The organism is Chitinophaga sp. 30R24 (assembly GCF_049056765.1).
GTDB lineage: Bacteria > Bacteroidota > Bacteroidia > Chitinophagales > Chitinophagaceae > Chitinophaga.
Genome location: NZ_JBJGXX010000002.1, coordinates 76,660 through 98,590, shown reverse-complemented (window position 1 = coordinate 98,590; position 21,931 = coordinate 76,660). Strand labels below are relative to the sequence as shown.

General features: G+C 44.2%; 23 protein-coding genes. 9 read left to right on the top strand and 14 right to left on the bottom strand.

Going from position 1 to position 21,931, the window contains the following annotated elements:
- The first annotated feature begins 54 nt into the window (after positions 1–54).
- Positions 55–489, top strand: a complete 435-nt coding sequence (locus ACDQ55_RS06865; protein ID WP_420980539.1) for a MarR family winged helix-turn-helix transcriptional regulator — start codon at positions 55–57, stop codon at positions 487–489.
- A 149-nt stretch (positions 490–638) separates the two neighbouring features.
- On the opposite strand, the gene ACDQ55_RS06860 is transcribed toward ACDQ55_RS06865, so the two are convergent.
- From ACDQ55_RS06860 to ACDQ55_RS06845, 4 genes are all read right to left on the bottom strand, one after another.
- Complete coding sequence (locus ACDQ55_RS06860) at positions 639–1,250, bottom strand: fumarylacetoacetate hydrolase family protein (RefSeq protein ID WP_420980538.1); 612 nt, start codon at positions 1,248–1,250, stop codon at positions 639–641.
- 51 nt (positions 1,251–1,301) lie between these two features.
- Complete coding sequence (gene pth, locus ACDQ55_RS06855; protein ID WP_420980536.1) at positions 1,302–1,883, bottom strand: aminoacyl-tRNA hydrolase; 582 nt, start codon at positions 1,881–1,883, stop codon at positions 1,302–1,304.
- Between the two features lie 144 nt (positions 1,884–2,027).
- A complete protein-coding gene (locus tag ACDQ55_RS06850; RefSeq protein ID WP_420980535.1) occupies positions 2,028–2,618 on the bottom strand; it encodes a 50S ribosomal protein L25 in 591 nt (196 codons plus the stop codon).
- Positions 2,619–2,657: 39 nt separating this feature from the next.
- The gene (locus ACDQ55_RS06845) at positions 2,658–3,623 is read right to left on the bottom strand and encodes a ribose-phosphate pyrophosphokinase (RefSeq protein ID WP_420980534.1); all 966 of its coding nucleotides are present in this window, start codon (positions 3,621–3,623) and stop codon (positions 2,658–2,660) included.
- A 277-nt stretch (positions 3,624–3,900) separates the two neighbouring features.
- On the opposite strand from ACDQ55_RS06845, the gene radC reads away from it, so the two are divergent.
- Positions 3,901–4,611: a RadC family protein gene (gene radC / locus ACDQ55_RS06840; RefSeq protein ID WP_420980533.1), complete on the top strand. Its 711-nt coding sequence runs from the start codon at positions 3,901–3,903 to the stop codon at positions 4,609–4,611.
- A gap of 176 nt (positions 4,612–4,787) precedes the next feature.
- On the top strand, positions 4,788–5,777 hold the full coding sequence (locus ACDQ55_RS06835; RefSeq protein ID WP_420980532.1) for a Gfo/Idh/MocA family protein: 990 nt from the start codon (positions 4,788–4,790) through the stop codon (positions 5,775–5,777).
- 306 nt (positions 5,778–6,083) lie between these two features.
- On the opposite strand, the gene ACDQ55_RS06830 is transcribed toward ACDQ55_RS06835, so the two are convergent.
- The 4 genes from ACDQ55_RS06830 to ACDQ55_RS06815 form a co-directional block, all read right to left on the bottom strand.
- A complete protein-coding gene (locus ACDQ55_RS06830) occupies positions 6,084–6,764 on the bottom strand; it encodes a 2-C-methyl-D-erythritol 4-phosphate cytidylyltransferase (protein WP_420980531.1) in 681 nt (226 codons plus the stop codon).
- Between the two features lie 110 nt (positions 6,765–6,874).
- Complete coding sequence (gene queA / locus ACDQ55_RS06825) at positions 6,875–7,924, bottom strand: tRNA preQ1(34) S-adenosylmethionine ribosyltransferase-isomerase QueA (protein WP_420980530.1); 1,050 nt, start codon at positions 7,922–7,924, stop codon at positions 6,875–6,877.
- A 99-nt stretch (positions 7,925–8,023) separates the two neighbouring features.
- Positions 8,024–9,772 (bottom strand): ABC transporter ATP-binding protein, encoded by a 1,749-nt coding sequence (locus ACDQ55_RS06820; protein WP_420980529.1) that lies wholly within the window; start codon positions 9,770–9,772, stop codon positions 8,024–8,026.
- 20 nt (positions 9,773–9,792) lie between these two features.
- Positions 9,793–10,563, bottom strand: coding sequence for an AMP nucleosidase (locus ACDQ55_RS06815; protein ID WP_420980528.1), 771 nt, complete (start codon positions 10,561–10,563; stop codon positions 9,793–9,795).
- Positions 10,564–10,658: 95 nt separating this feature from the next.
- Between ACDQ55_RS06815 and ACDQ55_RS06810 the strand changes: the two genes are divergently transcribed.
- A complete protein-coding gene (locus ACDQ55_RS06810) occupies positions 10,659–11,105 on the top strand; it encodes a type I restriction enzyme HsdR N-terminal domain-containing protein (protein WP_420980527.1) in 447 nt (148 codons plus the stop codon).
- Between the two features lie 90 nt (positions 11,106–11,195).
- Here the strand turns inward: ACDQ55_RS06810 and ACDQ55_RS06805 are convergent, their stop codons facing one another.
- The 4 genes from ACDQ55_RS06805 to ACDQ55_RS06790 form a co-directional block, all read right to left on the bottom strand.
- Positions 11,196–12,614: a Glu/Leu/Phe/Val family dehydrogenase gene (locus ACDQ55_RS06805; protein ID WP_420980526.1), complete on the bottom strand. Its 1,419-nt coding sequence runs from the start codon at positions 12,612–12,614 to the stop codon at positions 11,196–11,198.
- 82 nt (positions 12,615–12,696) lie between these two features.
- A complete protein-coding gene (locus tag ACDQ55_RS06800; RefSeq protein ID WP_420980524.1) occupies positions 12,697–12,930 on the bottom strand; it encodes a CcmD family protein in 234 nt (77 codons plus the stop codon).
- Positions 12,927–13,589, bottom strand: a complete 663-nt coding sequence (ccsA, locus tag ACDQ55_RS06795; protein ID WP_420980523.1) for a cytochrome c biogenesis protein CcsA — start codon at positions 13,587–13,589, stop codon at positions 12,927–12,929. The genes ACDQ55_RS06800 and ccsA overlap by 4 nt, the downstream gene beginning before the upstream one ends.
- Before the next feature lie 145 nt (positions 13,590–13,734).
- Positions 13,735–14,403, bottom strand: coding sequence for a heme exporter protein CcmB (locus ACDQ55_RS06790; RefSeq protein WP_420980522.1), 669 nt, complete (start codon positions 14,401–14,403; stop codon positions 13,735–13,737).
- Between the two features lie 96 nt (positions 14,404–14,499).
- On the opposite strand from ACDQ55_RS06790, the gene accC reads away from it, so the two are divergent.
- Together accC and ACDQ55_RS06780 are read left to right on the top strand one after the other, a co-directional pair.
- A complete protein-coding gene (gene accC / locus ACDQ55_RS06785) occupies positions 14,500–15,990 on the top strand; it encodes an acetyl-CoA carboxylase biotin carboxylase subunit (protein ID WP_420980521.1) in 1,491 nt (496 codons plus the stop codon).
- A gap of 71 nt (positions 15,991–16,061) precedes the next feature.
- Positions 16,062–16,586, top strand: a complete 525-nt coding sequence (locus ACDQ55_RS06780) for a GtrA family protein (protein WP_420980520.1) — start codon at positions 16,062–16,064, stop codon at positions 16,584–16,586.
- On the opposite strand, the gene ACDQ55_RS06775 is transcribed toward ACDQ55_RS06780, so the two are convergent.
- Positions 16,583–17,152 (bottom strand): thymidine kinase, encoded by a 570-nt coding sequence (locus ACDQ55_RS06775; protein WP_420980519.1) that lies wholly within the window; start codon positions 17,150–17,152, stop codon positions 16,583–16,585. The genes ACDQ55_RS06780 and ACDQ55_RS06775 overlap by 4 nt on opposite strands.
- A 91-nt stretch (positions 17,153–17,243) precedes the next feature.
- Here ACDQ55_RS06775 and ACDQ55_RS06770 point away from each other — a divergent pair, with 91 nt between their 5' ends.
- Positions 17,244–18,128, top strand: coding sequence for a hypothetical protein (locus tag ACDQ55_RS06770; protein ID WP_420980518.1), 885 nt, complete (start codon positions 17,244–17,246; stop codon positions 18,126–18,128).
- Here ACDQ55_RS06770 and ACDQ55_RS06765 read toward each other — a convergent pair.
- The gene (locus tag ACDQ55_RS06765; protein ID WP_420980517.1) at positions 18,098–19,360 is read right to left on the bottom strand and encodes a 3-deoxy-D-manno-octulosonic acid transferase; all 1,263 of its coding nucleotides are present in this window, start codon (positions 19,358–19,360) and stop codon (positions 18,098–18,100) included. The two genes, ACDQ55_RS06770 and ACDQ55_RS06765, sit on opposite strands and share 31 nt — an antisense overlap.
- 109 nt (positions 19,361–19,469) lie before the next feature.
- Here ACDQ55_RS06765 and ACDQ55_RS06760 point away from each other — a divergent pair, with 109 nt between their 5' ends.
- Together ACDQ55_RS06760 and ACDQ55_RS06755 are read left to right on the top strand one after the other, a co-directional pair.
- Positions 19,470–20,609: a DegT/DnrJ/EryC1/StrS family aminotransferase gene (locus ACDQ55_RS06760; RefSeq protein ID WP_420980516.1), complete on the top strand. Its 1,140-nt coding sequence runs from the start codon at positions 19,470–19,472 to the stop codon at positions 20,607–20,609.
- Positions 20,606–21,919 carry a UDP-glucose dehydrogenase family protein gene (locus ACDQ55_RS06755; protein ID WP_420980515.1) on the top strand — a complete coding sequence of 438 codons (1,314 nt, stop codon included), beginning with the start codon at positions 20,606–20,608 and terminating at the stop codon, positions 21,917–21,919. The genes ACDQ55_RS06760 and ACDQ55_RS06755 overlap by 4 nt, the downstream gene beginning before the upstream one ends.
- Positions 21,920–21,931: the final 12 nt, after the last annotated feature.

Genomic DNA, 21,931 nt, shown 5'->3' with positions numbered 1-21,931 from the left:
TGATTAAAAAACAATAGTTGCCATAGCAACAGTTGCTAATGCAAATTAATTAATATGCCTGATACTTTCGTCAGTAATCCCTCTTTTTTTAAGTTGGATGCTACGCTCAAAAAATTACGCAACTATTGGCAAAAAACGTTTGATGCCCAACAGAAGGACATCACAGTAGATCAATGGCTGCTAATAGAGAACTTGTACAAACACAAAAAAACCACCCATAACGAATTGGCGCGTAATACCTCCAAGGATATTACTACCATTTCCCGTATCATAGAGTTATTGGTAAAAAAAGGATTGGTGAAAAGGGAAGCCGACGTACAAGACCGCCGGAAAGTTTATTTACAGCTCACCCCTACAGGTGTGGATAAATATAAGGATGTGAAATCGTTGGTATACGATATGCGTAAAATAGGCTGGAAAACGCTCACAGAAACAGATTATGCAGAATTAACAAGGATACTTGATACAATTTATGCCAATATACCGTAAGCTATTAGCACGGGGCCTTATAATGTAATAAAATTGGCTGGCTGCCGGAAGTAATATAGCAGCCAGCAAGCTTTACGGATATTTTACTGGAAACCAGGGCAAGGAAACGACCTATACGTAGCATGGATTAGCAGCCAACAGCTAGCCACTTATTTCACAGCAAACTCAAGAAGGCTGTCGTCTTCAATAAATGCTTCAAAATTGTCGCCTATTTCTGTAGGGCCTACACCAGCTGGCGTACCAGTAAAAATAAGGTCGCCTATATTAAGGGTAAAGAAGCGGGAGATATAAGATACCAGGTAATCGAAAGAAAACAGCAGATCTTTGGTATTACCTGCCTGTGTTAGCACTTTATTTTTATAGAGGCAGAAGTTAATATCCTGTTTATCCATTTCCGGGGTAATAGGAATAAAATTACCTACCACTGCGGAGTTATCAAATGCTTTGGCAATTTCCCAAGGCAGGCCTTTGGCTTTCTGTTTATCCTGCAAATCACGGGCGGTAAAGTCGATGCCAACGGAAATGTGATCGTAGTATTTATCTGCAAATTTCTCTTGTATATGCTTACCGTTTTTACTGACTCTCAGTACGAGCTCACATTCGTAATGCAAATTACTGGTAAACTCAGGATAATAGAATGGGTGGCCATTTTGCAACAGTGCATTCTTAGGTTTCATGAATAATACCGGTTCGGTAGGCACTTCATTCTTCAACTCTTTGGCATGGTCGGCATAGTTCCTGCCTACGCAAATAATTTTCATAATGCGTTTGTTTTTAAAGATAAAAAAAACAGATACGTTGGTGGTATAAAGTTACTTTACTGCAGGGAAAGTTAACTTGTTACACTCATTCATAGTGCGGGCAATACCGGTAGTTGCAAAACTTTCAATAATCTCAGTGCTTTTATCGATTTTTTCCTGCACAACAGGCATTTCGGCATTTTTCCACTTACTAAGTACAAATTCTACCTGCCGGCCTTTAGGGTAATCATTTCCCACTCCAAAGCGCAACCGGGGGTACTGATTGGTGGCAATGGATTCCTGGATACTTTTCAGCCCGTTATGTCCGGCGTCGCTGCCGCCGGGGCGTAACCGTATTACATCGAGGGGGAGCGCCAGGTCGTCCAGGATCACGAGCAGATTTTCTACCGGGATCTTTTCTTTATCCAACCAGTATTTGATAGCCCTGCCACTCAGGTTCATATAAGTGGTAGGTTTAATTACGATAAATGTTTTTCCTTTCCATTTCACTTCTGCCACGTCTGCGAGGCGGTCGTTATGAAAAGTGGCCTTATGCCGGGCAACAAAAGCATCTACCACATCAAACCCGATGTTATGGCGGGTATGCTTATATTCATCGCCGATATTGCCTAATCCTGCTATTAAGTATTTCATACTGATAAATTTCGGATTTCCGGAGAAGGTGTATAGTTGCTATTTGCAAGCATGTTTATTAAAGGATGTATTTCCGGAAAATGCCCAAAAATAAAAAGCCCCTCTAAAAGTAGAGAGGCTTTTTGGAAAAATATTTCTAAAAGATTATTTCTTTTTAGCATCTTTTTCAGCAGTTGCTTCTTCCTGACGCAGCTGACGAGTCATTACCACAGAAGCGATAGGAATACGCGGAGAGTTGGTGATTTCAATACCATCAACTTTCACGTCTTCTACACGGATGTTACCGTTCAGTTCCAGGTTTTCGATATTTACTTCGATGTTTTCAACCAGGTGCTTAGGTAATGCTTTTACTTTCAGCGCTTTCAGTTTGCTTACCAGTTTACCGCCGGCTTTAACACCTACAGACTGGCCTACCAGTTTAATAGGCAGGGTAACTGCTACTGGTTTATCTTCTACCAGCTCCATGAAATCGATGTGAGCCAGTTCATCTGTTACTACGTCGAACTGTAAATCTTTCAGTACGCATCTGTAAACACTAGCGCCCACTTTAACTTCAGCGATCTGGAAATCGGAAGTGTATACGAGGTTTTTAAATGCTTTTGCAGGAGCTGAAAAATTAACAGTTTCTGCACCCCCGTAAATAACGCAAGGCACTTGTTCCTCAGAACGGATCTGGCGGGTGGCTTTTTTGCCGAATTCGCTCCTGAGTTGTCCTTCGATGGTTATTGTTTTCATTGTTTAGACAATTTATATTGATGATTAAAAAATACGAGATCAATCTCCCCTGCGGTGGCTGTGGATAAACAGGCTGGTGATAGACTTGTTTTCGTGCATATTACGGATAGCTACCGCAAAAAGCTCGGCTACGGAAATCACCTTGATCTTGGAGCTCATGCCTTGTTTAATGGGTATAGTATCGCATACCACCATTTCTTCCAGCACCGACTTTTCGATATTTTCATACGCATTACCGCTGAATACCGGATGCGTACAGAAAGCGCGTACACTCCGGGCGCCTTTCTCCTTTAAGAGGTTGGCGGCTTTGGAAAGCGTGCCTGCTGTATCGCAGATATCATCTATGAGCACAATATCCCTGTTAGTTACATCCCCTATTACTACCATGGATGCTATTTCATTGGCACGCTTACGATGTTTATCGCAAATTACCATTTCTGCATTAAAGTAAGACGCTACTTCACGCACCCTATTGGTGCTACCTACGTCAGGGGACGCAAAGGTAAGATTTTCCAGCTTTAAATTCTCGATATAAGGAATAAAAATCGCGGAACTATCCAGATGATCTACTGGAATATCGAAGAAGCCCTGTATCTGAGGAGCATGTAAATCCATGGTTATCACCCTGTTAGCCCCCGCTGAAGTGAGCAGGTTGGCTACCAGTTTAGAACCGATGGCCACACGAGGCTTATCTTTCCTATCCTGGCGTGCATATCCGAAATAAGGGATTACTGCAGTGATATAGCCAGCAGAAGCACGTTTGGCTGCATCAATCATCAGCAGCAGTTCCAACAGGTTATCGGAAGGCGCACTGGTGCCCTGAATCAGAAAAACATAGTCGCCACGGATACTTTCCAGGAAAACGGGCTGAATCTCACCGTCACTGAATTTCTGGATTCTTACTTTGCCAAGACCGCCATTAAGACCCTTGCCATATTTCTTGGCAATTTTCTCGGCCAATGCCGGATTACTGTTGCCTGTGAAAATTTTTACTGAAGGTTGCATACTAGATACTAGTGGAAAAGAGGTTGCAAAACTATGATTTTTGGGAGTACCAGCCTGAATTATTTTCACACAGACTTAATATATATATAATTCAACAATTATAAATCATACAGAATCATATAATTCAGAATAATAATTTAGCCCGAAAAATTCCCATAACGATCTATACCCAAGGTAACGATTTTATGAGGATTGGGGAGAAAAAGAAGAGAAAATGGGATGGGGAAGATAAAAAATCAGGAGGGAAGAAGTATATTTGGATAAATGGAAATTTGTCATGTTTGTTAACCTGAACCCGGCTCCTCACCTGGCCATACGCCGATGGCCCGAAAATGAAAAACCCAGGGAAAAACTGATCAATACCGGATCTGCCGCTTTAAGTGACGCAGAACTGTTGGCCATTTTGCTGCACACCGGCCACAAAAGTAAATCGGCCCTGGAACTGGCTAAAGAAATACTCCGGTTGGTAGACTATAATCTTTCCGAACTGGGGAAAATAAACGTAAAACAACTAAAAGCCTTACGGGGTATGGGTACAGCCAAAGCTGTCACCATCCTGGCCGCCATGGAATTGGCCCGCAGAAGACAAGCCGGCTCCATTCACAAAAAAACGGTGATCAGCAGCGGCGCCGATGCCGCCCTATTCTTCAAACCATTACTGGCAGACCAATGCCACGAAACCTTTTATGCCATGTACCTTAACCATGCCAATAAGGTACTTCGTTACCGTTGTATCAGCAGCGGAGGCATAACAGCCACTATTGTAGATCCCAGAATCATTTTCCGCGAGGCCCTGGATGCCAATGCCACCAAACTGCTATTGTGCCATAACCACCCTTCCGGTAGTTTGCGCCCAAGTCAGGCAGATATCCGTATTACCAGGAAAATAAAAGAACTGGGTAACCTATTTGAAATAGAAATGCTAGACCACATCATTGTGTCTGAAACCGGATATTATAGCCTGGCAGAAGAAGGAGTCTTGGTATAAAACCATCTGTATATACGGACCTGCCATACCGCTTGTAATAAATGGTTATTCTTTAATTTTATGCCGGTTTTTCTATTACAGGGCTTACCTATAGCCACCTAAATAAATAAACCAGCTAACAAAATAACCATATAACAATTTGTGTTTACTTTCGCACATATTTATTCATATTCTATATGCTCAAAATAGGACTCTTCGGCGTAGGACATTTAGGTAAGATACACCTCTCCCAACTGGCCACCATGAAAGATGTAGAAGTAGCAGGCTTCTATGATCCCAGCGATACCAATGCTGCCAGTATCTCCGAACAATACAATATTCCACGCTTTACTTCAGCGGAAGAATTGATACAGGCAGTAGATGCGATCGACATTGTGGCTCCTACCACACTTCACTTCAAATTATGTGAATTGGCCATCCGTAACGGGAAGCACATATTTGTGGAAAAACCCATGACGAACACCATGGACGAAGCCAAAACCCTGGTAAAACTGGTAGAAGAAGCCAATATCAAATTCCAGGTAGGGCATGTGGAACGCTTTAATCCGGCCTTCCTGGCATTGAAAGGAGCAGATCTCAAGCCGATGTTCATTGAAGTACACAGACTGGCGGAATTTAATCCCCGTGGCACCGATGTAAGCGTAATCCTCGACCTGATGATCCATGATATTGATATTGTACTAAGCATTGTAAATTCAACCATCAGCCGTATCTCTGCCAGCGGGGTAGCCGTTATGAGCGATACCCCAGACATTGCCAACGTACGTATCGAATTCCACAATGGCTGCGTCGCCAACCTTACTTCCAGCCGTATCTCCCTGAAAAAAATGCGCAAAATGCGCCTTTTCCAAAAGGACGCATACATCGGTATCGATTTCCTGGATAAAAAAACAGAAATCATTAAACTGAAAACACCGGAAGACGAAGGCTTATTTACACTGGATATTGCCACCAATAGTGGCAAAAAAACCATCGCTATTGATAATCCGCAGATCAAACAATCCAATGCCATCCGTATGGAACTGGAACTGTTCCGCGACAGCATTCTGCAAAATAAACCAGTGGCGGTAAATGCTATTGATGGTTTACAGGCCATGGACGTAGCACACCAAATCCTGCAGAAAATTAATAAAGGACTCACCGAAACAGTTGTTGCCGCCAAATAGTGGTACTTAACTGTAATCAAAACCGCTGTCAGCAGTTGCTCATAAACATAGGCTGACAGCGGCTTCTCTTCTTCAAAGCCCCTTCCGTCCACTACCGTATCTATGTAGTGGGAAAGCACTGAACAGCCAATGCCTCCGCTGGTTCGTTAACAGCGCAACCCATCCGGTTCAAGTCAATAAATATCCAGGGAAATATATTTGTGGACGCCTCGCATTTCACCAACTGCGATACCCTTACCGGGCAGACGTTTCTTTTCAGACACGGCCAAAGCTATATCTGCAGGCTTTAAACGGAGATAGTACTTATCATCGCTGTTGTTCTTTCAGCAAGGCTGCTGCAATAGTTAAGTCCAGCGGTTTGGTGATCTTGATGTTTGCTTCTTCTCCGGCCAATAAGTGCACGGCGTGCCCCAAACGCTCCACTACGGTAGCTTCATCGGTAAACAAGGGGTCATAGGGAAGCTCAAAAGCGGGTAAGATCAGGTCAGAAAGAAAGGTTTGCGGAGTTTGTATGATCCTAAAACGTTCGCGGTTGACAGCTACATTGCCTGCAACGGATACCTCGCGGATACTGTCTTTCATGTCTATCACCGGAATAGCACTGCCATGGGCCAATGCAGCTTCATAACAGGAACGGATCAACGCCGTTGATACCAATGGACGTACGCCATCATGTATAAATACTACAGCAGGCGCTTTTACCTGTTGCAATCCGTTCTTTACAGAATGGAAGCGCGTTTCGCCACCCTTCACCAAGGTGAGTGCCGGAGGATTGGTAAATTGCTGGGATAAGGCATTAGCAAAAGTGAAATGGGCTTCCGGCAATACCAACACAATCTCCATATCTGGAAATGCTGCCGCAAATGCTGCAATGGTATGATATAATACAGGTTTCCCATTCAGTTCCAGGAACTGCTTGGGAACAGCGCTTTGCATCCGGGTACCGGAACCGCCTGCAACGATGATGGCAACTTTCTTGTATTCCATATAAAAAAATCCAGGGATTTCCTGGTTTTCCCATCGGTAACTAACTCCGGAAGCAATAATACTCCAGAACTGGTTTCCTGTAGGTGAAAATCAAAAAATCCCTGAACAAATCAGATGATCAGCATAGCATCGCCATAGCTGAAGAAACGGTATTTTTCTTTGATGGCTTGCTGATAAGCTTCCATGATCAGATCATATCCGGCAAAAGCGCAGGTCATGATCAACAAACTGGTTTTAGGCAGGTGGAAGTTAGTTACCAGCGCATTTGGAATAGCAAAATCATAAGGCGGATGAATAAACATGTTTGTCCATCCTTCTGCTGCTTTCAGGTGATTTTGCGCTGTTACAGAAGACTCTACCGCACGTACAGAAGTAGTACCAATAGCGCAGATCTTACGGTTTTCTTCTTTGGCTTTGTTCACCACTTTCACCGCATGCTCTTCAATATGGAAATATTCTGCATCCATTTTGTGCTTGCTCAGGTCTTCTACCTCAATAGGGCGGAAAGTACCTAAACCGGTATGCAGCGTTACTTCTGCAAACTTAACACCTTTAATCTCCAAGCGTTTGATCAACTCACGGCTAAAGTGCAAACCAGCAGTAGGTGCTGCTACAGCACCTTCGTACTTAGCATACACGGTCTGATAACGCTCTTTATCTTCATCTTCCGGCTTACGCTTAATATATTTAGGCAGTGGCGTTTCACCCAGTTGATCGAGCACTTGTTTGAACTCATCATCATTGCCTTCAAATAAGAAACGGATCGTACGGCCTCTGGAAGTAGTGTTATCAATTACTTCTGCTACCAGCGTTTCATCATCGCCGAAATACAATTTGTTGCCTACACGGATCTTACGGGCCGGGTCAACAATTACATCCCACAAACGGTTTTGCTTGTTCAGCTCACGCAACAGGAATACTTCAATTTTTGCTCCTGTTTTCTCTTTACGGCCATACAACCTGGCAGGAAATACCTTGGTATTGTTCACAATCATTACATCCTTGTCATTAAAATAACCTAGGATATCCTTAAATACTTTGTGTTCAATTTTTCCAGTATTGCGATTTACCACCATTAAACGTGATTCATCTCTTGTCTTGGTTGGGTGCTGCGCGATCAGATTTAAAGGGAGATCGAATTTAAACTGTGATAGTTTCATATTACGGTATGAATAAATTTTTAGAGGTGCAAAGTTATTAATTATTATTCATACCACCCAAAAATGATATGAAAGTTATAGTAATCAAATGATTATATATTAAACCCCTTTAGGAATAGCAGCAATCAGCTCTTGGGTGTAACTATTCCGGGGATGATGATATACGTCGTCTGCCGCCCCCTCTTCTACAATTTTTCCCTTTTGCATTACCAGTATCCGGTCGCTGATAAAACGCACTACCGATAGATCATGTGAAATAAAAATGCAACTAAAACTCATTTCTTCCCGTAAACGGATCAATAGGTTCAGGATCTGCGCCTGTATACTCACATCCAATGCCGCTACAGATTCATCGCAAATAATAAACGAGGGCTCCACTGCCAGCGCCCGGGCAATTACAATGCGTTGCCGCTGCCCACCGGAGAACTCATGCGGATACCTGTTAACATATGAAGGATGCAGATTCACCTTTTCCAACAGCGCTAATACTTTTTCCCGTTGCAACCGCTCATTACCATACAACCCATGCACCTGCATAGGCTCCAAAATAGCTGCTCCCACTGTTTGCCGGGGATTTAAAGAAGCATATGGGTCCTGAAAAATCAGCTGCATATCCTTTCTCAACATCCTCATCCTTTTGGCAGACAGATGATTGATATCCTGCCCCTTATAAACAATAGTTCCCGAGGTTGGTTCTATTAACCGTAATAAAGATCTTCCCAACGTAGTTTTGCCACAGCCCGATTCGCCCACCAGGCCCACAGTTTCCCCAGCCCTTACCTGAAAACTCACCTCATCTACTGCTTTCGCCCATTTTAATATTTTGCCCGTAATACTTTTTTTAACCGGAAACCAGGTTTTCAACTGATGTACTTCCAGGATGGGCAAGGCCATTGCCAGCTGTTGCCGACGCTGCTCCAATATTGTTGCTGGTATCACTAACGACTGCATCAGATCCTGGATAGCGCCGGGCTTTTCCTGTGTGTGCCCATACGAATCCGTTTCCATGAAGTCACTGATCACTGGCAACCTCTCCAAACGCTTGTCCAATGGAGGGCGGCAAGCCAGCAATCCTTTGGTATAAGGATGTTTCGGGTACCGGAACACTTCTTCCACCAAGCCTTCTTCTACAATACTCCCCTTATACATGACCACTATCTTTTTAGCGATTTCTGCTACTACTCCCAAATCATGAGTAATGAAGAGTACGCTCATATCCATTTGCTGTTGAAGCGCTTGCAACAATTCCAGGATGGCTTTTTGTACGGTAACATCAAGGGCGGTGGTAGGTTCATCGGCTATCAGGAGACGAGGATGGCAGGAGATGGCCATTGCAATCATCACTCTTTGCTTCTGGCCGCCGGAAAGCTCGTGGGGATAACGGTCAAAGATCGCCTCCGGATCAGGTAGTTTTACTTGTTCGAACAGTGCAATAACGCGTGATTTTGCAATACTGCGACTTACATGAGTATGTAGCCGAACGGCTTCCGCTACCTGCTCTCCACAGGTACGCAGCGGATTTAAGGCGGTCATAGGCTCCTGGAAAATCATGGCTATTTCATTGCCCCTGAGCCTGCGCATTTCATCATCAGACAGCTGTAGCAAGTCTTCCGCAGTATGATCGCCCAGTTCATATAATATCCTGCCTCCAGAGATAACACCGGGCAGGGTAATAAGCCGCATAAGTGAGAGGGCGGTTACGGATTTACCGGAACCAGATTCTCCTACGATACCTATAATCTCCCCTTTTCCGATAGAAAGGGAAATATTATTAACCGCTTTTAATGCAGTAGCGCCCTGGTGAAAAGTAACCTCCAGGTCTTGTATCTCTATCCTCGTGGAAAGCATGCCTGGAAGGTACAACAATTCTAAAAACGCAGGTGCTTCACCGTCTGGTGGCTTTCTATCAGTTTTTGGAGTGATTCGATGCCTATTTTCAGATGACGTTCCACATATTTGTTAGTCACTTTCTTATCGCTTTCTTCTGTTTTTACGCCTTCCGGCACCATAGGCTGATCGGATACCAACAACAGCGCACCAGTGGGGATCTTGTTAAAAAAACCCACAGAAAAAATGGTGGCAGTTTCCATATCTACGGCCATCGCCCTGATTTTTTCCAGGTAGTGTTTAAACTCGGCATCATGCTCCCATACCCGGCGGTTGGTGGTGTAACAGGTGCCCGTCCAATAGTCGAACCCGGCATCGCGAATGGTGGTGGAAATAGCCTTCTGCAAAGCAAATGCAGGCAGTGCAGGCACTTCTGGCGGGAAATAGTCGGTACTGGTACCTTCTCCACGTATAGCGGCAATCGGTAAAATAAGGTCACCAATATTGTTTTTCTTCTTAAGGCCACCACATTTTCCCAGGAAGAGTACTGCTTTAGGGGAAACGGCAGATAACAGGTCCATTACAGTAGCGGCGCCAGGACTTCCCATGCCGAAGTTAATGATAGTTACAGCACCGGCAGTAGCACATTGCATGGGTCTGCCTGCACCAACGATCTCAACGTTGTTCCACTCGGCAAACATAGTTACGTAATTACTGAAATTGGTGAGGAGAATGTGGGAACCAAACTTATCCAGTTTCTCACCTGTATAACGGGGCAGCCAATTAGCTACAATTTCTTCTTTTGTCTTCATAGCTTTTTGACAAGCGAATATAAGGTTTTGTTTGTTAACCTCAATATTATACTATTGTAACTATCTTCGCTGCTGTCATCAAAACTTCTATAGCATTGATCGCCATCAGCTTCCCGCCTCCCGATTTTAAAATTACCCGCGAAGGCAACAAAGAACTGATCTTTGACCGCTTCCGTAAAAAAAATGTGGTACTTACTCCGGAAGAATGGGTAAGACAAAATTTTCTGAATTACCTCGTAAAGGTATTGGGGTATCCTGCTTCACTGATCGGGATAGAAAAGGAAATATTCCTGGGTGAAATGAAAAAACGGTTCGACATTGTGATCTATAACCGGAACATGCAACCCTGGATGCTGGTAGAATGTAAAGAAATGAACGTACCACTTACCGAACAAACCATGCAGCAAGTGATCCGTTATAATATGGTAATCCCAGCTACCTACCTGGTAATCACCAATGGCACCCATACTTTCTGCGGGAATTATGTAGCAGGGGAAAGAATGTGGAGATTTTTGACTGAAATTCCGCCCTATAACAGTTAGCAACAGCTTTTCTGACATTAAAAAAGCGAAGGGCATCATATACCCTTCGCTTTTTTAATTAATAACCGACCACAAGCGGTCGAACTATCATCAAGGGAAAATACCCAGTTGTTCGTAAGCAGCACCTACTTTATTGATAGCTACCACATAAGCGGCAGTACGCATATCATGGATCTGCGGATTAGCCATCATTTCATTACGTACTTCATGTAAAGCAGCGTGCATGGTTTCCTCCAATCCGGAGTATACCAGGTCTACCTCATCGGCACCGTGAGCGATGAATTTCCTTTCTTTGTCGGATACTTTTTTGCCAGTGAGCTCTTCGATAGTTTGAAGGATATGAATATTCATATTTTCATCGAAACGTTTGCCCAAACGGCCATAACGCACATGGCTCAGGTTTTTCAGCCATTCGAAATAAGAAACGGTTACACCGCCGGCATTCAGGAACATATCCGGCACCACAATCACTCCTTTTTGGTTCAGAATTTCGTCTGCTTCTGGCGTTAACGGGCCATTAGCGGCTTCTCCAATAATCTTAGCCTTGATATTAGGAGCGTTGTTTTTATCGATCACATTTTCCAGAGCGGCAGGGATCAGGATTTCGCAATCCAGTTCCAGCCCGTCTGTGTTTTTGTTAAGATTGGTAGCACCAGGGAAGTTAATGATAGAGCCGGTTGCTTTTTTGTGCATCAGTACTTCGTGAGGATTCAGGCCATTTTCGTTATAGATGGCGCCATCCCACTCGATGATGCAGATCACTTTAGAACCAGCTTCATGGAAGTATTTGGCAGCATGGTAACCTACGTTACCCATACCCTGTACAATTACTCTTTTACCTTCAATACCGGTAGAGAGCCCTAAGCGGTCCATATCTTCCTTGATGTTGCACAGTTCGCGCAAACCGTAGAATACGCCTAAGCCAGTAGCTTCTGTACGACCGCGCACACCGCCCTGGGACACGGGTTTACCGGTAACGCAACCATATCCATCAATTTCTCCCGGACGTAAGCTCATATAGGTATCCAGAATCCAGCTCATTTCTCTTTCACCAGTACCATAATCAGGAGCAGGAACGTCTGTACCAGGGCCGATAAAGTTTTTTCTTACCAGTTCCGCGGTATAACGGCGTGTAATCGCTTCCAGTTGGAAGGGGGTGTAATTGCGTGGGTTAATTTTCAAACCACCTTTAGCACCACCGAAAGGAACGTTTACAATGGCACATTTATACGTCATCAGGGAAGCCAATGCCATTACTTCATCCTGGTTTACTTCATCGCTGAAGCGGATACCGCCTTTACATGGCAATTTATGATGGGAATGTTGTACGCGGTAAGCTTCAATTACCTGTACTGTATCGCCTATCCTCACCGGGAATTTAATCTGGTATACAGCGTTGCAGGCTTTAATCTGCTCCAGGATACCTTTGTCCCATTTAGTGAATACAGCTGCTTTGTCGAAGCTCTTTTCCACGCTCTGGAAAAAGCTATAATGCTGATCTTGCGACATAAATTATTGTTTTGGTATAACGATTAGATTTTAATGCTATTAAAATAATTCCAGCAGCTAATTATTAGCAACCGGATTAAGACTAATGTTTTTCCCTCTCTTCCAACTTACTGATTTTTCTGTCGAGGTTGATAAGGAACAACACAATTCCAATAAAAATGATCACTAAAACTCCTACTATCACGTAAATTTTGTCGTTACTGCGAAAGAATTCGTTGATAGGTCCTTTCTCTGTGTCCTGCTGTTGAGCATTTGCCAACACTGATATGAATAACATGGCCAGGGTCAGGCAAAATGAAAACGCTTTGTTGATCATCTAAAAATATTTTTAAGCTGTAATTTCCTATAACGTACCACCAGTGAGAATATCCATACACTTAAAAGTGTCCAGCCAATGAAAGCCGGATACAATACCATTTTCATGGTACCATCCGTATCTTTTGAGGCAAAACCTGGCGTAGAAGCGCTTCCCGGATGCAAAGATTCCACCATGCGGGGAATGATATAGGTAAGCGGTATCAGTAATGCGTATGCAAAAACGTTAAAAACGGCGGATATGCGTGCCCGTTTGTCCAGGTCGTGAATAGACATGCGCAATACGAGATAAGCCATATAGATCATGATCGCAATAGCGGTGCATATCTGTTTGGGATCATCTGTAAGCGTACCTCCCCAGGTATAAGTAGCCCAAAGCGACCCTGTGGCAAATCCTAATATGCCAAAGAAAACGCCTACCGAAGCAGCGCTGCCGGCAATCACGTCTTTTTTCAGGTTGTATTTAGACAAGTAAAGCAAGGAGTTGACGATAGATATGGTAAACATTGTGTACATGCATATCCACATCGGTACATGAAAGAACAGTCCGCGTGATGATTGTCCATTGGTCCCTATAATAGGTATATTAACAGTGAACCCGGCGATAATTACATATAAAAGAAGCAGTATCGCTAATGCTTTCCACCAATATCTGGCCATTTTTAACAGCTATATTCCGGGGGCAAACCTACACGTTTTAAACCTAATCACAAAGATTTTCAGGGATTTTAACTTTATCCAACAAGGGTAAATGCCCATTAAATATCCTTTACAGAAGTGAGCATTTTATTTGATATTTCTAATATTAGTCCTTCCACAAAAATGGGAAAAGGATCAGCGTCAACGCAATTACCAGTACATCCATCCCGGCCAGCAGCAGGAATGTTTTGATAAGATCAGGCTGATACACAGTAATAAAAGCGGATAAAGAGAGGTTGGCAAGCAGCATCAGCACGGGCATGATCAGCGGGAAGCCCATTACAGCCATTAATGCGGCATTATGGTTGGCTTGCGCTGCAATAGCCGCCAACATGGTAAAAAGCAGCGATAAACTGGTCCCCCCCAGTAACACCATGCCCAAAAAATACAAAGGATTGACGATAGGATTTCCCAGGAAAACAACACTGCAAACCAAAGAGATCAGACTCATAATAGTCATCAGGACGATATTATAAATCAGCTTGGCCACAATAAAATACCTGGGATGCACCAAAGAATAGAAATACAGCATTCGCCCGCGGCTTTCCTGCATAAAACTTTTAGCTACAGCATTTACTACCACAAACAACTGTATCACCCAAAACATGGCATTCCATATTTTATCAGCCGGGCGGCCCATCATCAGGTTAATCACAAAAACGGTAGACACAATGTAGAGCAATACTCCATAAAGGGCATATTGCTGGCGTAATTCCAGGGTAAGATCCTTTTTCACAAGGGTCCAGGTTTGCTGTATCGGATTATCTTGCTTCATGATTCAGGGCGCAAAGATACCATTTTGAAAACTGCCAATCCGGTATTTATTAAATAAGTATATTTAGTCCTTCTATTTTTCTATAAAAGACTGTTGATGAATAAAATTCTGGTTGCCAATCGCGGAGAAATTGCGTTACGCATTATGCGTTCCGCACGTGAAATGGGTATAAAAACAGTAGCGGTATACTCTGAAGCGGATCGTACAATGCCTTTTGTACAATACGCCGACGAGGCAGTTTGTATCGGTCCGGCGCCATCTTCCCAGTCTTACCTGCTGGGTGAAAAAATTATTGCCGTAGCAAAAGAGAAGGGGGTAAACGGCATACATCCTGGATATGGCTTTTTAAGTGAAAACGCCCGTTTTGCACAACAGGTTGCCGATGCCGGCATTACATTTATTGGCCCTTCCGCTGCCGCCATTGAGATAATGGGTAGCAAACTGGCCGCCAAACAGGCCGCACAAAAATTTGGCGTGCCCATGGTACCCGGTACGGAAACACCGTTACGCAGCATAGCAGAAGCAAATGAAGTAGTAAAGAAAACCGGGTTCCCTATCCTCATCAAAGCATCTGCCGGCGGTGGAGGAAAAGGGATGCGGGTAGTAAATACCCCGGATGAACTGGAAGAACAGATCCGTTTGGCCAAAAGTGAAGCCCTGAGCGCCTTTGGCGATGACGCCGTATTTATAGAAAAATATGTATCTTCTCCCAAGCACATAGAAATACAAGTATTGGGAGACCAGCACGGCCACTGTGTATATCTCTTTGAAAGGGAATGCTCCATCCAACGCCGGCACCAGAAACTGATCGAAGAAGCGCCGTCTTCTTGTATTACCCCTGATATCCGGGAAGCCATGGGAAAATGCGCCGTAGATGTAGCCCGGGCCTGTAACTATTATGGGGCCGGTACAGTAGAGTTCCTGGTAGATGAGCAGCTCAACTTTTATTTCCTGGAAATGAACACCCGCCTACAGGTAGAACATCCGGTTACAGAACTGATCACAGGACTAGACCTGGTAAAGGAACAGATAAAAATTGCCCGGGGCGAACAACTTTCTTTCTCCCAGGAAGACTTGAAAATAAACGGGCATGCCATTGAGCTGCGTATCTGTGCAGAAGATCCCGCCAACAATTTCCTTCCCGACACCGGCAAGCTGGAAACCTACATCCGCCCGCAGGGGTATGGCATACGGGTAGATGACGGCTATGAACAGGGAATGGATATACCCATTTATTATGATCCAATGATATCCAAGCTCATTGCCTGGGGCAGCACCCGTGAAGAAGCACGTCACCGGCTGATCCGCGCTATTGAAGAATACCTGGTAAAAGGGATCAAGACCACCCTCCCATTTGGCCATTGGGCCCTGCAACAGCCAGCCTTTATTGAGGGAAACTTCGATACTAATTTTATCAACAAATATTTCACCCCTTCTTCATTGCACACAAACTTGCCAGACATTAATCAAGTAGCTGCTTTGCTGGCTGCATACGTATGGCAGCAAAACAATCTAAATTTACAAGAAGCGGCTATCGGTACAATTCCATCTTCTTCCTCCTGGAAAAAGCGAAATATGTTAAGATAGGCAGGATCAGTTGTTAACTTTAGTTAAAGTGTTTCCCAGAAACAGGAAAACGTATAAATTTGCGCCCTATTATGCTACGTAACGTCATTTTACAGGTACTGCAATTTTTTTATCAGCCCTTTTCCAGGATTATGCCCTGGCAAACCTTTCGTTATCTCGCTTGTGGCGGGGGAAACACAGTGCTGGATATTTTCCTGTATTTTATATGTTATAATTTTGTGCTGCACCAACAAATGGTGCACCTCGTCTTTTTTAACATGAGCGCCCATATTGCCGCCTTATTTATGTCGATGGCAGTTACTTTCCCTACCGGGTTCCTGCTTAGCAAATATGTAGTTTTCTCTGAATCCAATTTGCGGGGCCGCACACAGCTGTTCCGTTATTTCATACTGGTAGCTATCTGCATCACGCTCAACTATCTGCTGATGAAGATCTTTGTAGACCAGCTTCATTTGTACCCTACTGTAGGGAAAATATGCACAACCGCGCTGGTAGTATGTTTCAGCTATCTTACACAAAAGAAATTTACCTTTAAGGTAAAAAAGCAGCACGCTGCCGCCTCTACTACTACTCAGCAGCTAGCTACAAAAAGTTAAAAAATTTCATAATAACAATGCCGGCACCTGGGCTCATACAGGTCTTTTTCACCCAGTAACAAGGTTTCTTTTGCCGCCGATTTGCGGAATGAGTAATTCGCAATGTTGCCACATCTTACACAGATAGCGTGCAATTTGGTGATATAGTCCGCCTTAGCCAGCAGAAACGGCATCTGGCCGAAAGGCTTACCCGTATAATCCATATCCAGCCCGGCTATGATCACTCTTACCCCCTGCAAAGCCAGTTGATCACATACATTGGGCAATTCATCATCAAAAAACTGCGCCTCATCTATCCCCACTACATCTACTTCCTGCGCCAGCAACAAGATTTGCTGGGAATTTTCTATCGGGGTGGAAACTATCTTGTTTTCATCGTGGGATGTAATACTGCCTTCATCGTAGCGGGTATCTACTGCGGGCTTAAAGATCTCTACCTTTAAATTGGCAATGTGCACCCTTTTGAGTCGGCGAATCAGTTCTTCGGTTTTTCCTGAAAACATAGAACCACATATTACCTCAATCCAGCCTCGCCGTCCTCCTGCAAGAGAAGGTTCAATAAACATATTATACTAATTTGATTATTAATTAATTAAAATATTCTACTTTTATAAAAAAAAGAATATTTCCTATCATTCATCCGTTAACAATTAAGGCATGGAAAAAATTAATGCATTAATTGAGAAACTACAGGAATTAAAAAATTCCGGGGCAGACCTTACGGCAATTTCCTACTATGTGCAATTGCTGCAAGCTGAAGTACTACATGAGCGCACGTTACAGCATCAGCAAAAAATGCAGGCCTCCCAAGGCAATATTGCGGTAATTATGCCAGTACAACCAGCAGTTTCCGTTACCATACCCACCGCATCCGCAGCGCAAACTACAACATTACCGTCAAATAAACCGGCAGCAACCTACCCTGCGCCAGAAACAGCAACGCCGATAACAGTGCCCGATACCGGGGAAAACACCCCTGCGCCTTTACCCGCCCAGGAAATCCCATCCCAACCGGAACCCGTTATCATCGCACAGCCCATCCCTACGCTAGCGGCCAGCACACCACCGGCCGAACCACTTCCAAAGGTAGCTACCTTATTTGATGACATTCCCCCGGTAACACCCCAGCAGTCGCCTGCCAGAGGAGAGATCAGAAAAGACCTGAATGAACTGGTTAGCCATCATGCAGACAAGGGTGATATTAAAAAGGACCTGAACGAAATAGCTAGTAATAATAATAGCCTTTCCCTCAACGACCGTTTACGGCAACAGCAGGTAGAATTGGCCCAAAAGCTGGGCGATACGCCAATCAACGACCTGCGTCAGGCTATTGGTATTAATGATAAATACCAATTCATACAGGAACTGTTCCACGGCGACTCCGATCTATACGAGCGTTCCATTAAAACCATCAATGAATGCGGTAACCTGCATGAAGCAGATTATTGGATACAACGGGAAATAAAAATTATACAGGGCTGGGAAGACGACCACCACCTGGTGCAGCATTTCTACTCCTTACTCAGAAAACGGTTTTCCTGAATATATCCCACTACTTTTTGAGTAGCCCCTGTTTGGGAAGCAACATAACTTCCAGCAATGGTGGCAGTTTTGTTATAATATAAAGGATCAGTAAGCAAAATAGCCGCCTTGGTTTGCAATTCCTCACTGTTATTAACAGGAAATGCACCTCCGGCTGCCACCAGCTCCACAGCTTCAAAATATTTGCTGAACTCGGGGCCTATAATTACGGGTTTACTATAAACTGCCGGTTCCAGTATATTATGGATACCGTCTTTTCCAAATCCCCCGCCCACATAAGCAATAGTAGCATAGCGATAGAGCGCTGTAAGCATCCCAATATTATCTATAATCAATACGCTTGCCTGGGTTCCTGTATGCGCTTTATACTGCGAAAACCTGACAGCCCCCGGAAACAATGCCATAATAGCCTGTATATGTGTTTCCTGGATTTCATGTGGCGCTATTACCAACCGAATAGCAGTGGTATCCTGTGTTGGCCACCATTCACTCAGTACTTTTTCGTCGGCCGGCCAGGTACTACCGGCGACTACCAGCTTTTTCCCACCAGCAAAAACGGCGATTTCCGGTAATTCCCGGTGTTCCAGTAAAAGTGCAGCTACCCGGTCGAAACGGGTATCGCCACTTACACTGCAGTTATCCAAACCTATTCCCTGTAGTAGCTGCAAAGACGCATTATTCTGTACGAAGATATGGGATAGCTGCTGGAGCAGGCGACGGAACATACCGCCGTGGCTTTTAAAGAAAACCTGATCTGGGCGAAAAATGCCGGATACAAGCAGGGTAGGCACTTTACGCGTATACAACTCCGTTAGATAATAATACCAAAACTCGTATTTGATGAAGATCGCCAGGGAGGGTTGAACAATATCCAGAAATTCGCGGGCATTTTGGGGCGTATCCAGGGGCAGATAGTAAATAAAATCAGCGCCAGGATAATCTTTCCTCACCTCGTATCCGGAGGGAGAGAAAAAAGTTAACAAAATTTTACAAGAAGGATAAATAGTGCGGATAGCTTCCAATACAGGTCTTCCCTGCTCAAATTCCCCTAGGGAGGCAGCATGTACCCAAACCAGCGGCTGGGCGCCATTTATATGCTGTTGCATACGTACTTGCCAATGCCGGCGGCCATTTAGCCAATGTTGCGCTTTTGTTTTGCCCGCCAGTGCAGCTAACTGCACACCTGCCTTGTATAATTGAAGCCCTACTCTATAAATTCCTGTTGCGATCATGTGAGTGCGTACTTTTACTTAATTTTCAGCTGAATGCAAAGATACTCCCCATCCAATCTCAAAATTTGTAAATTTGCACACTTTAAACAAATTAAAAATATACGATCATATGGTTCCTATTCAGATGGTGGACTTGAAACGCCAGTATACGAAGATTAAACCCCAGGTAGATGCAGCCATCGAGGAAGTTTTGGAAAGTGCCGCTTTTATTAATGGCGGTGCGGTGCAGCAATTTACCGGGGAGTTACAAACGTACCTGGGCATCAAGCATGTGATTCCCTGTGCCAATGGAACAGATGCGCTGCAAATTGCCATGATGGCCTTAGGATTGGAACCTGGTGACGAAGTGATCACGCCTTCCTTCACCTTTATTGCTACTGCCGAGGTAATTGCCTTGTTACGACTGAAACCAGTGTTTGTAGATGTAGACCCGCAAACTTACTGTTTGGATGTAGCGGCAGTAGAAAAAGCGATCACTCCCAAAACCAAAGCGATTGTGCCGGTTCACCTATACGGCCATGTAACAGATATGGAGCCTTTAATGGCAGTAGCAGCCAAACATAACCTGTATGTAATTGAAGACAATGCACAGGCCATTGGCGCAGATTATACCTTTAAAGATGGCAGCAAGAGGAAAGCAGGTACTATTGGCCATATTGGCTGTACTTCCTTTTTCCCGTCTAAAAACCTGGGCTGCTATGGTGATGGCGGCGCTATTTTTACAAACGATGATGAACTGGCGGGTAAGCTCCGTATGGTAGCCAACCATGGCCAGTCTGCCCGTTATTATCATGATGTAGTGGGCTGCAATTCCCGTCTCGACTCCGTACAGGCGGCAGTATTGCGTATCAAACTGCCTTTACTGGACGAATATATTACAGCACGCCGCGCTGTAGCGGATGCATATGACGCTGCTTTTGCCGGCATTCCACAAATCACAACACCTTACCGTGCGCCATATAGTTATCATGTATTTCATCAGTATACCCTGCAACTCAATGGAGTAAACCGGGATGAACTGCAAAAGTACCTGGCAGACAACGGCGTACCAGCCATGATCTATTACCCTGTTCCTGCTCACCGCCAGAAAATGTTCGAGCAGTTCGGCGGCGCTGCCTTTAATCTCCCCGTTACCGATAGTCTCACCACCAAGGTGATTTCCTTGCCAATACACACTGAAATGGACTCCGATCAACTGGATCATATTATCCAGTCAGTTAAAACATTTTTAAACATCAGCCCCTCATGAAAATTACAGTAGTAGGTACCGGTTACGTAGGACTCGTAACCGGTACCTGTTTCGCAGAAACAGGCAATGACGTTACCTGTGTAGACATTGATGCCAACAAAGTAAAAAAACTTTCAGCCGGCCAGATTACGATCTATGAGCCAGGCCTGGAAAAGCTATTCGAACGTAACCTGAAAGAAGAACGCCTGTTCTTCACCACCAACCTGGAAGAAGGCATTAAAGACGCAGAAGTGATCTTTCTGGCCTTACCTACTCCTCCCGGGGCAGACGGTGCAGCAGACCTGTCGTTTGTATTGAATGTGGCAGACCATCTGGGCAAAATAATGACAGATTACAAGGTAATCGTAGACAAAAGCACTGTACCTGTGGGTACTGCAGAAAAAGTAGCAGCAGCTATCGCCCAAAATTGTAAAACGCCATTCGACGTTGTTTCCAATCCTGAATTTCTGCGTGAAGGCGTTGCTGTAGATGATTTTATGAAACCCGACCGGGTAGTTATCGGTACTTCCTCTGACAGAGCAAGGAAAGTAATGGGTGAATTATATGCTCCTTTTGTAAGACAAGGCAATCCCATATTATATATGGACGAAAAATCTGCCGAGCTGACCAAATATGCCGCCAATTCCTTTCTGGCTACCAAAATTTCCTTCATGAATGAAATTGCAATACTCTGCGAAAAGTTGGGGGCAGATGTGGATATGGTGCGCAGAGGCATTGGCAGTGATGAACGTATTGGTAAACGCTTTCTCTTCCCAGGCATTGGCTATGGAGGCAGCTGCTTTCCTAAAGACGTACATGCACTGGTAAGATCGTCTGAAGATGTAGCCTACGATTTTAAGATCCTCAATGCAGTAATGGATGTAAACGAAAAACAAAAGCTTTTCCTGCTGCCTAAAATAAAAGCCTATTTTGGCGACAACCTGGCAGGCAAACATTTTGCCCTGTGGGGATTGGCTTTCAAACCCAATACAGACGATATCCGGGAAGCGCCTGCATTATATATCATTGACGCGTTATTGGATGCCGGGGCCACTATAACCGTGTTTGACCCGGAAGCCATGGAAAATGTAAAACAGTTGGTAGGTGATAAAATTACCTATGCGGAACATCAGTACACCTGCCTGGAAAATGCAGATGCCCTGATCATCGCTACCGAATGGAGTGTATTCAGAACACCTGATTTCCATAAAATTTCTACCAGCCTTAAAAACAAAGTTATTTTCGATGGCAGAAATCTTTTTGAAGTAAGCCGAATGAAAGAGTTAGGCTACCATTACGAAAGTGTTGGCCGCGTTCCAGCCACCCTTTAAACACCTACCCCA

Excerpts from the sequence above, each read along its gene's own strand:
- ACDQ55_RS06865 (WP_420980539.1), top strand. The coding sequence starts at position 55 with ATGCCTGATACTTTCGTCAGTAATCCCTCTTTTTTTAAGTTGGATGCT.
- ACDQ55_RS06860 (WP_420980538.1), bottom strand. The coding sequence starts at position 1,250 with ATGAAAATTATTTGCGTAGGCAGGAACTATGCCGACCATGCCAAAGAG.
- pth (WP_420980536.1), bottom strand. The coding sequence starts at position 1,883 with ATGAAATACTTAATAGCAGGATTAGGCAATATCGGCGATGAATATAAG.
- ACDQ55_RS06850 (WP_420980535.1), bottom strand. The coding sequence starts at position 2,618 with ATGAAAACAATAACCATCGAAGGACAACTCAGGAGCGAATTCGGCAAA.
- ACDQ55_RS06845 (WP_420980534.1), bottom strand. The coding sequence starts at position 3,623 with ATGCAACCTTCAGTAAAAATTTTCACAGGCAACAGTAATCCGGCATTG.
- radC (WP_420980533.1), top strand. The coding sequence starts at position 3,901 with ATGTTTGTTAACCTGAACCCGGCTCCTCACCTGGCCATACGCCGATGG.
- ACDQ55_RS06835 (WP_420980532.1), top strand. The coding sequence starts at position 4,788 with ATGCTCAAAATAGGACTCTTCGGCGTAGGACATTTAGGTAAGATACAC.
- ACDQ55_RS06830 (WP_420980531.1), bottom strand. The coding sequence starts at position 6,764 with ATGGAATACAAGAAAGTTGCCATCATCGTTGCAGGCGGTTCCGGTACC.
- queA (WP_420980530.1), bottom strand. The coding sequence starts at position 7,924 with ATGAAACTATCACAGTTTAAATTCGATCTCCCTTTAAATCTGATCGCG.
- ACDQ55_RS06820 (WP_420980529.1), bottom strand. The coding sequence starts at position 9,772 with ATGCTTTCCACGAGGATAGAGATACAAGACCTGGAGGTTACTTTTCAC.
- ACDQ55_RS06815 (WP_420980528.1), bottom strand. The coding sequence starts at position 10,563 with ATGAAGACAAAAGAAGAAATTGTAGCTAATTGGCTGCCCCGTTATACA.
- ACDQ55_RS06805 (WP_420980526.1), bottom strand. The coding sequence starts at position 12,614 with ATGTCGCAAGATCAGCATTATAGCTTTTTCCAGAGCGTGGAAAAGAGC.
- ACDQ55_RS06800 (WP_420980524.1), bottom strand. The coding sequence starts at position 12,930 with ATGATCAACAAAGCGTTTTCATTTTGCCTGACCCTGGCCATGTTATTC.
- ccsA (WP_420980523.1), bottom strand. The coding sequence starts at position 13,589 with ATGGCCAGATATTGGTGGAAAGCATTAGCGATACTGCTTCTTTTATAT.
- ACDQ55_RS06790 (WP_420980522.1), bottom strand. The coding sequence starts at position 14,403 with ATGAAGCAAGATAATCCGATACAGCAAACCTGGACCCTTGTGAAAAAG.
- accC (WP_420980521.1), top strand. The coding sequence starts at position 14,500 with ATGAATAAAATTCTGGTTGCCAATCGCGGAGAAATTGCGTTACGCATT.
- ACDQ55_RS06780 (WP_420980520.1), top strand. The coding sequence starts at position 16,062 with ATGCTACGTAACGTCATTTTACAGGTACTGCAATTTTTTTATCAGCCC.
- ACDQ55_RS06775 (WP_420980519.1), bottom strand. The coding sequence starts at position 17,152 with ATGTTTATTGAACCTTCTCTTGCAGGAGGACGGCGAGGCTGGATTGAG.
- ACDQ55_RS06770 (WP_420980518.1), top strand. The coding sequence starts at position 17,244 with ATGGAAAAAATTAATGCATTAATTGAGAAACTACAGGAATTAAAAAAT.
- ACDQ55_RS06765 (WP_420980517.1), bottom strand. The coding sequence starts at position 19,360 with ATGATCGCAACAGGAATTTATAGAGTAGGGCTTCAATTATACAAGGCA.
- ACDQ55_RS06760 (WP_420980516.1), top strand. The coding sequence starts at position 19,470 with ATGGTTCCTATTCAGATGGTGGACTTGAAACGCCAGTATACGAAGATT.
- ACDQ55_RS06755 (WP_420980515.1), top strand. The coding sequence starts at position 20,606 with ATGAAAATTACAGTAGTAGGTACCGGTTACGTAGGACTCGTAACCGGT.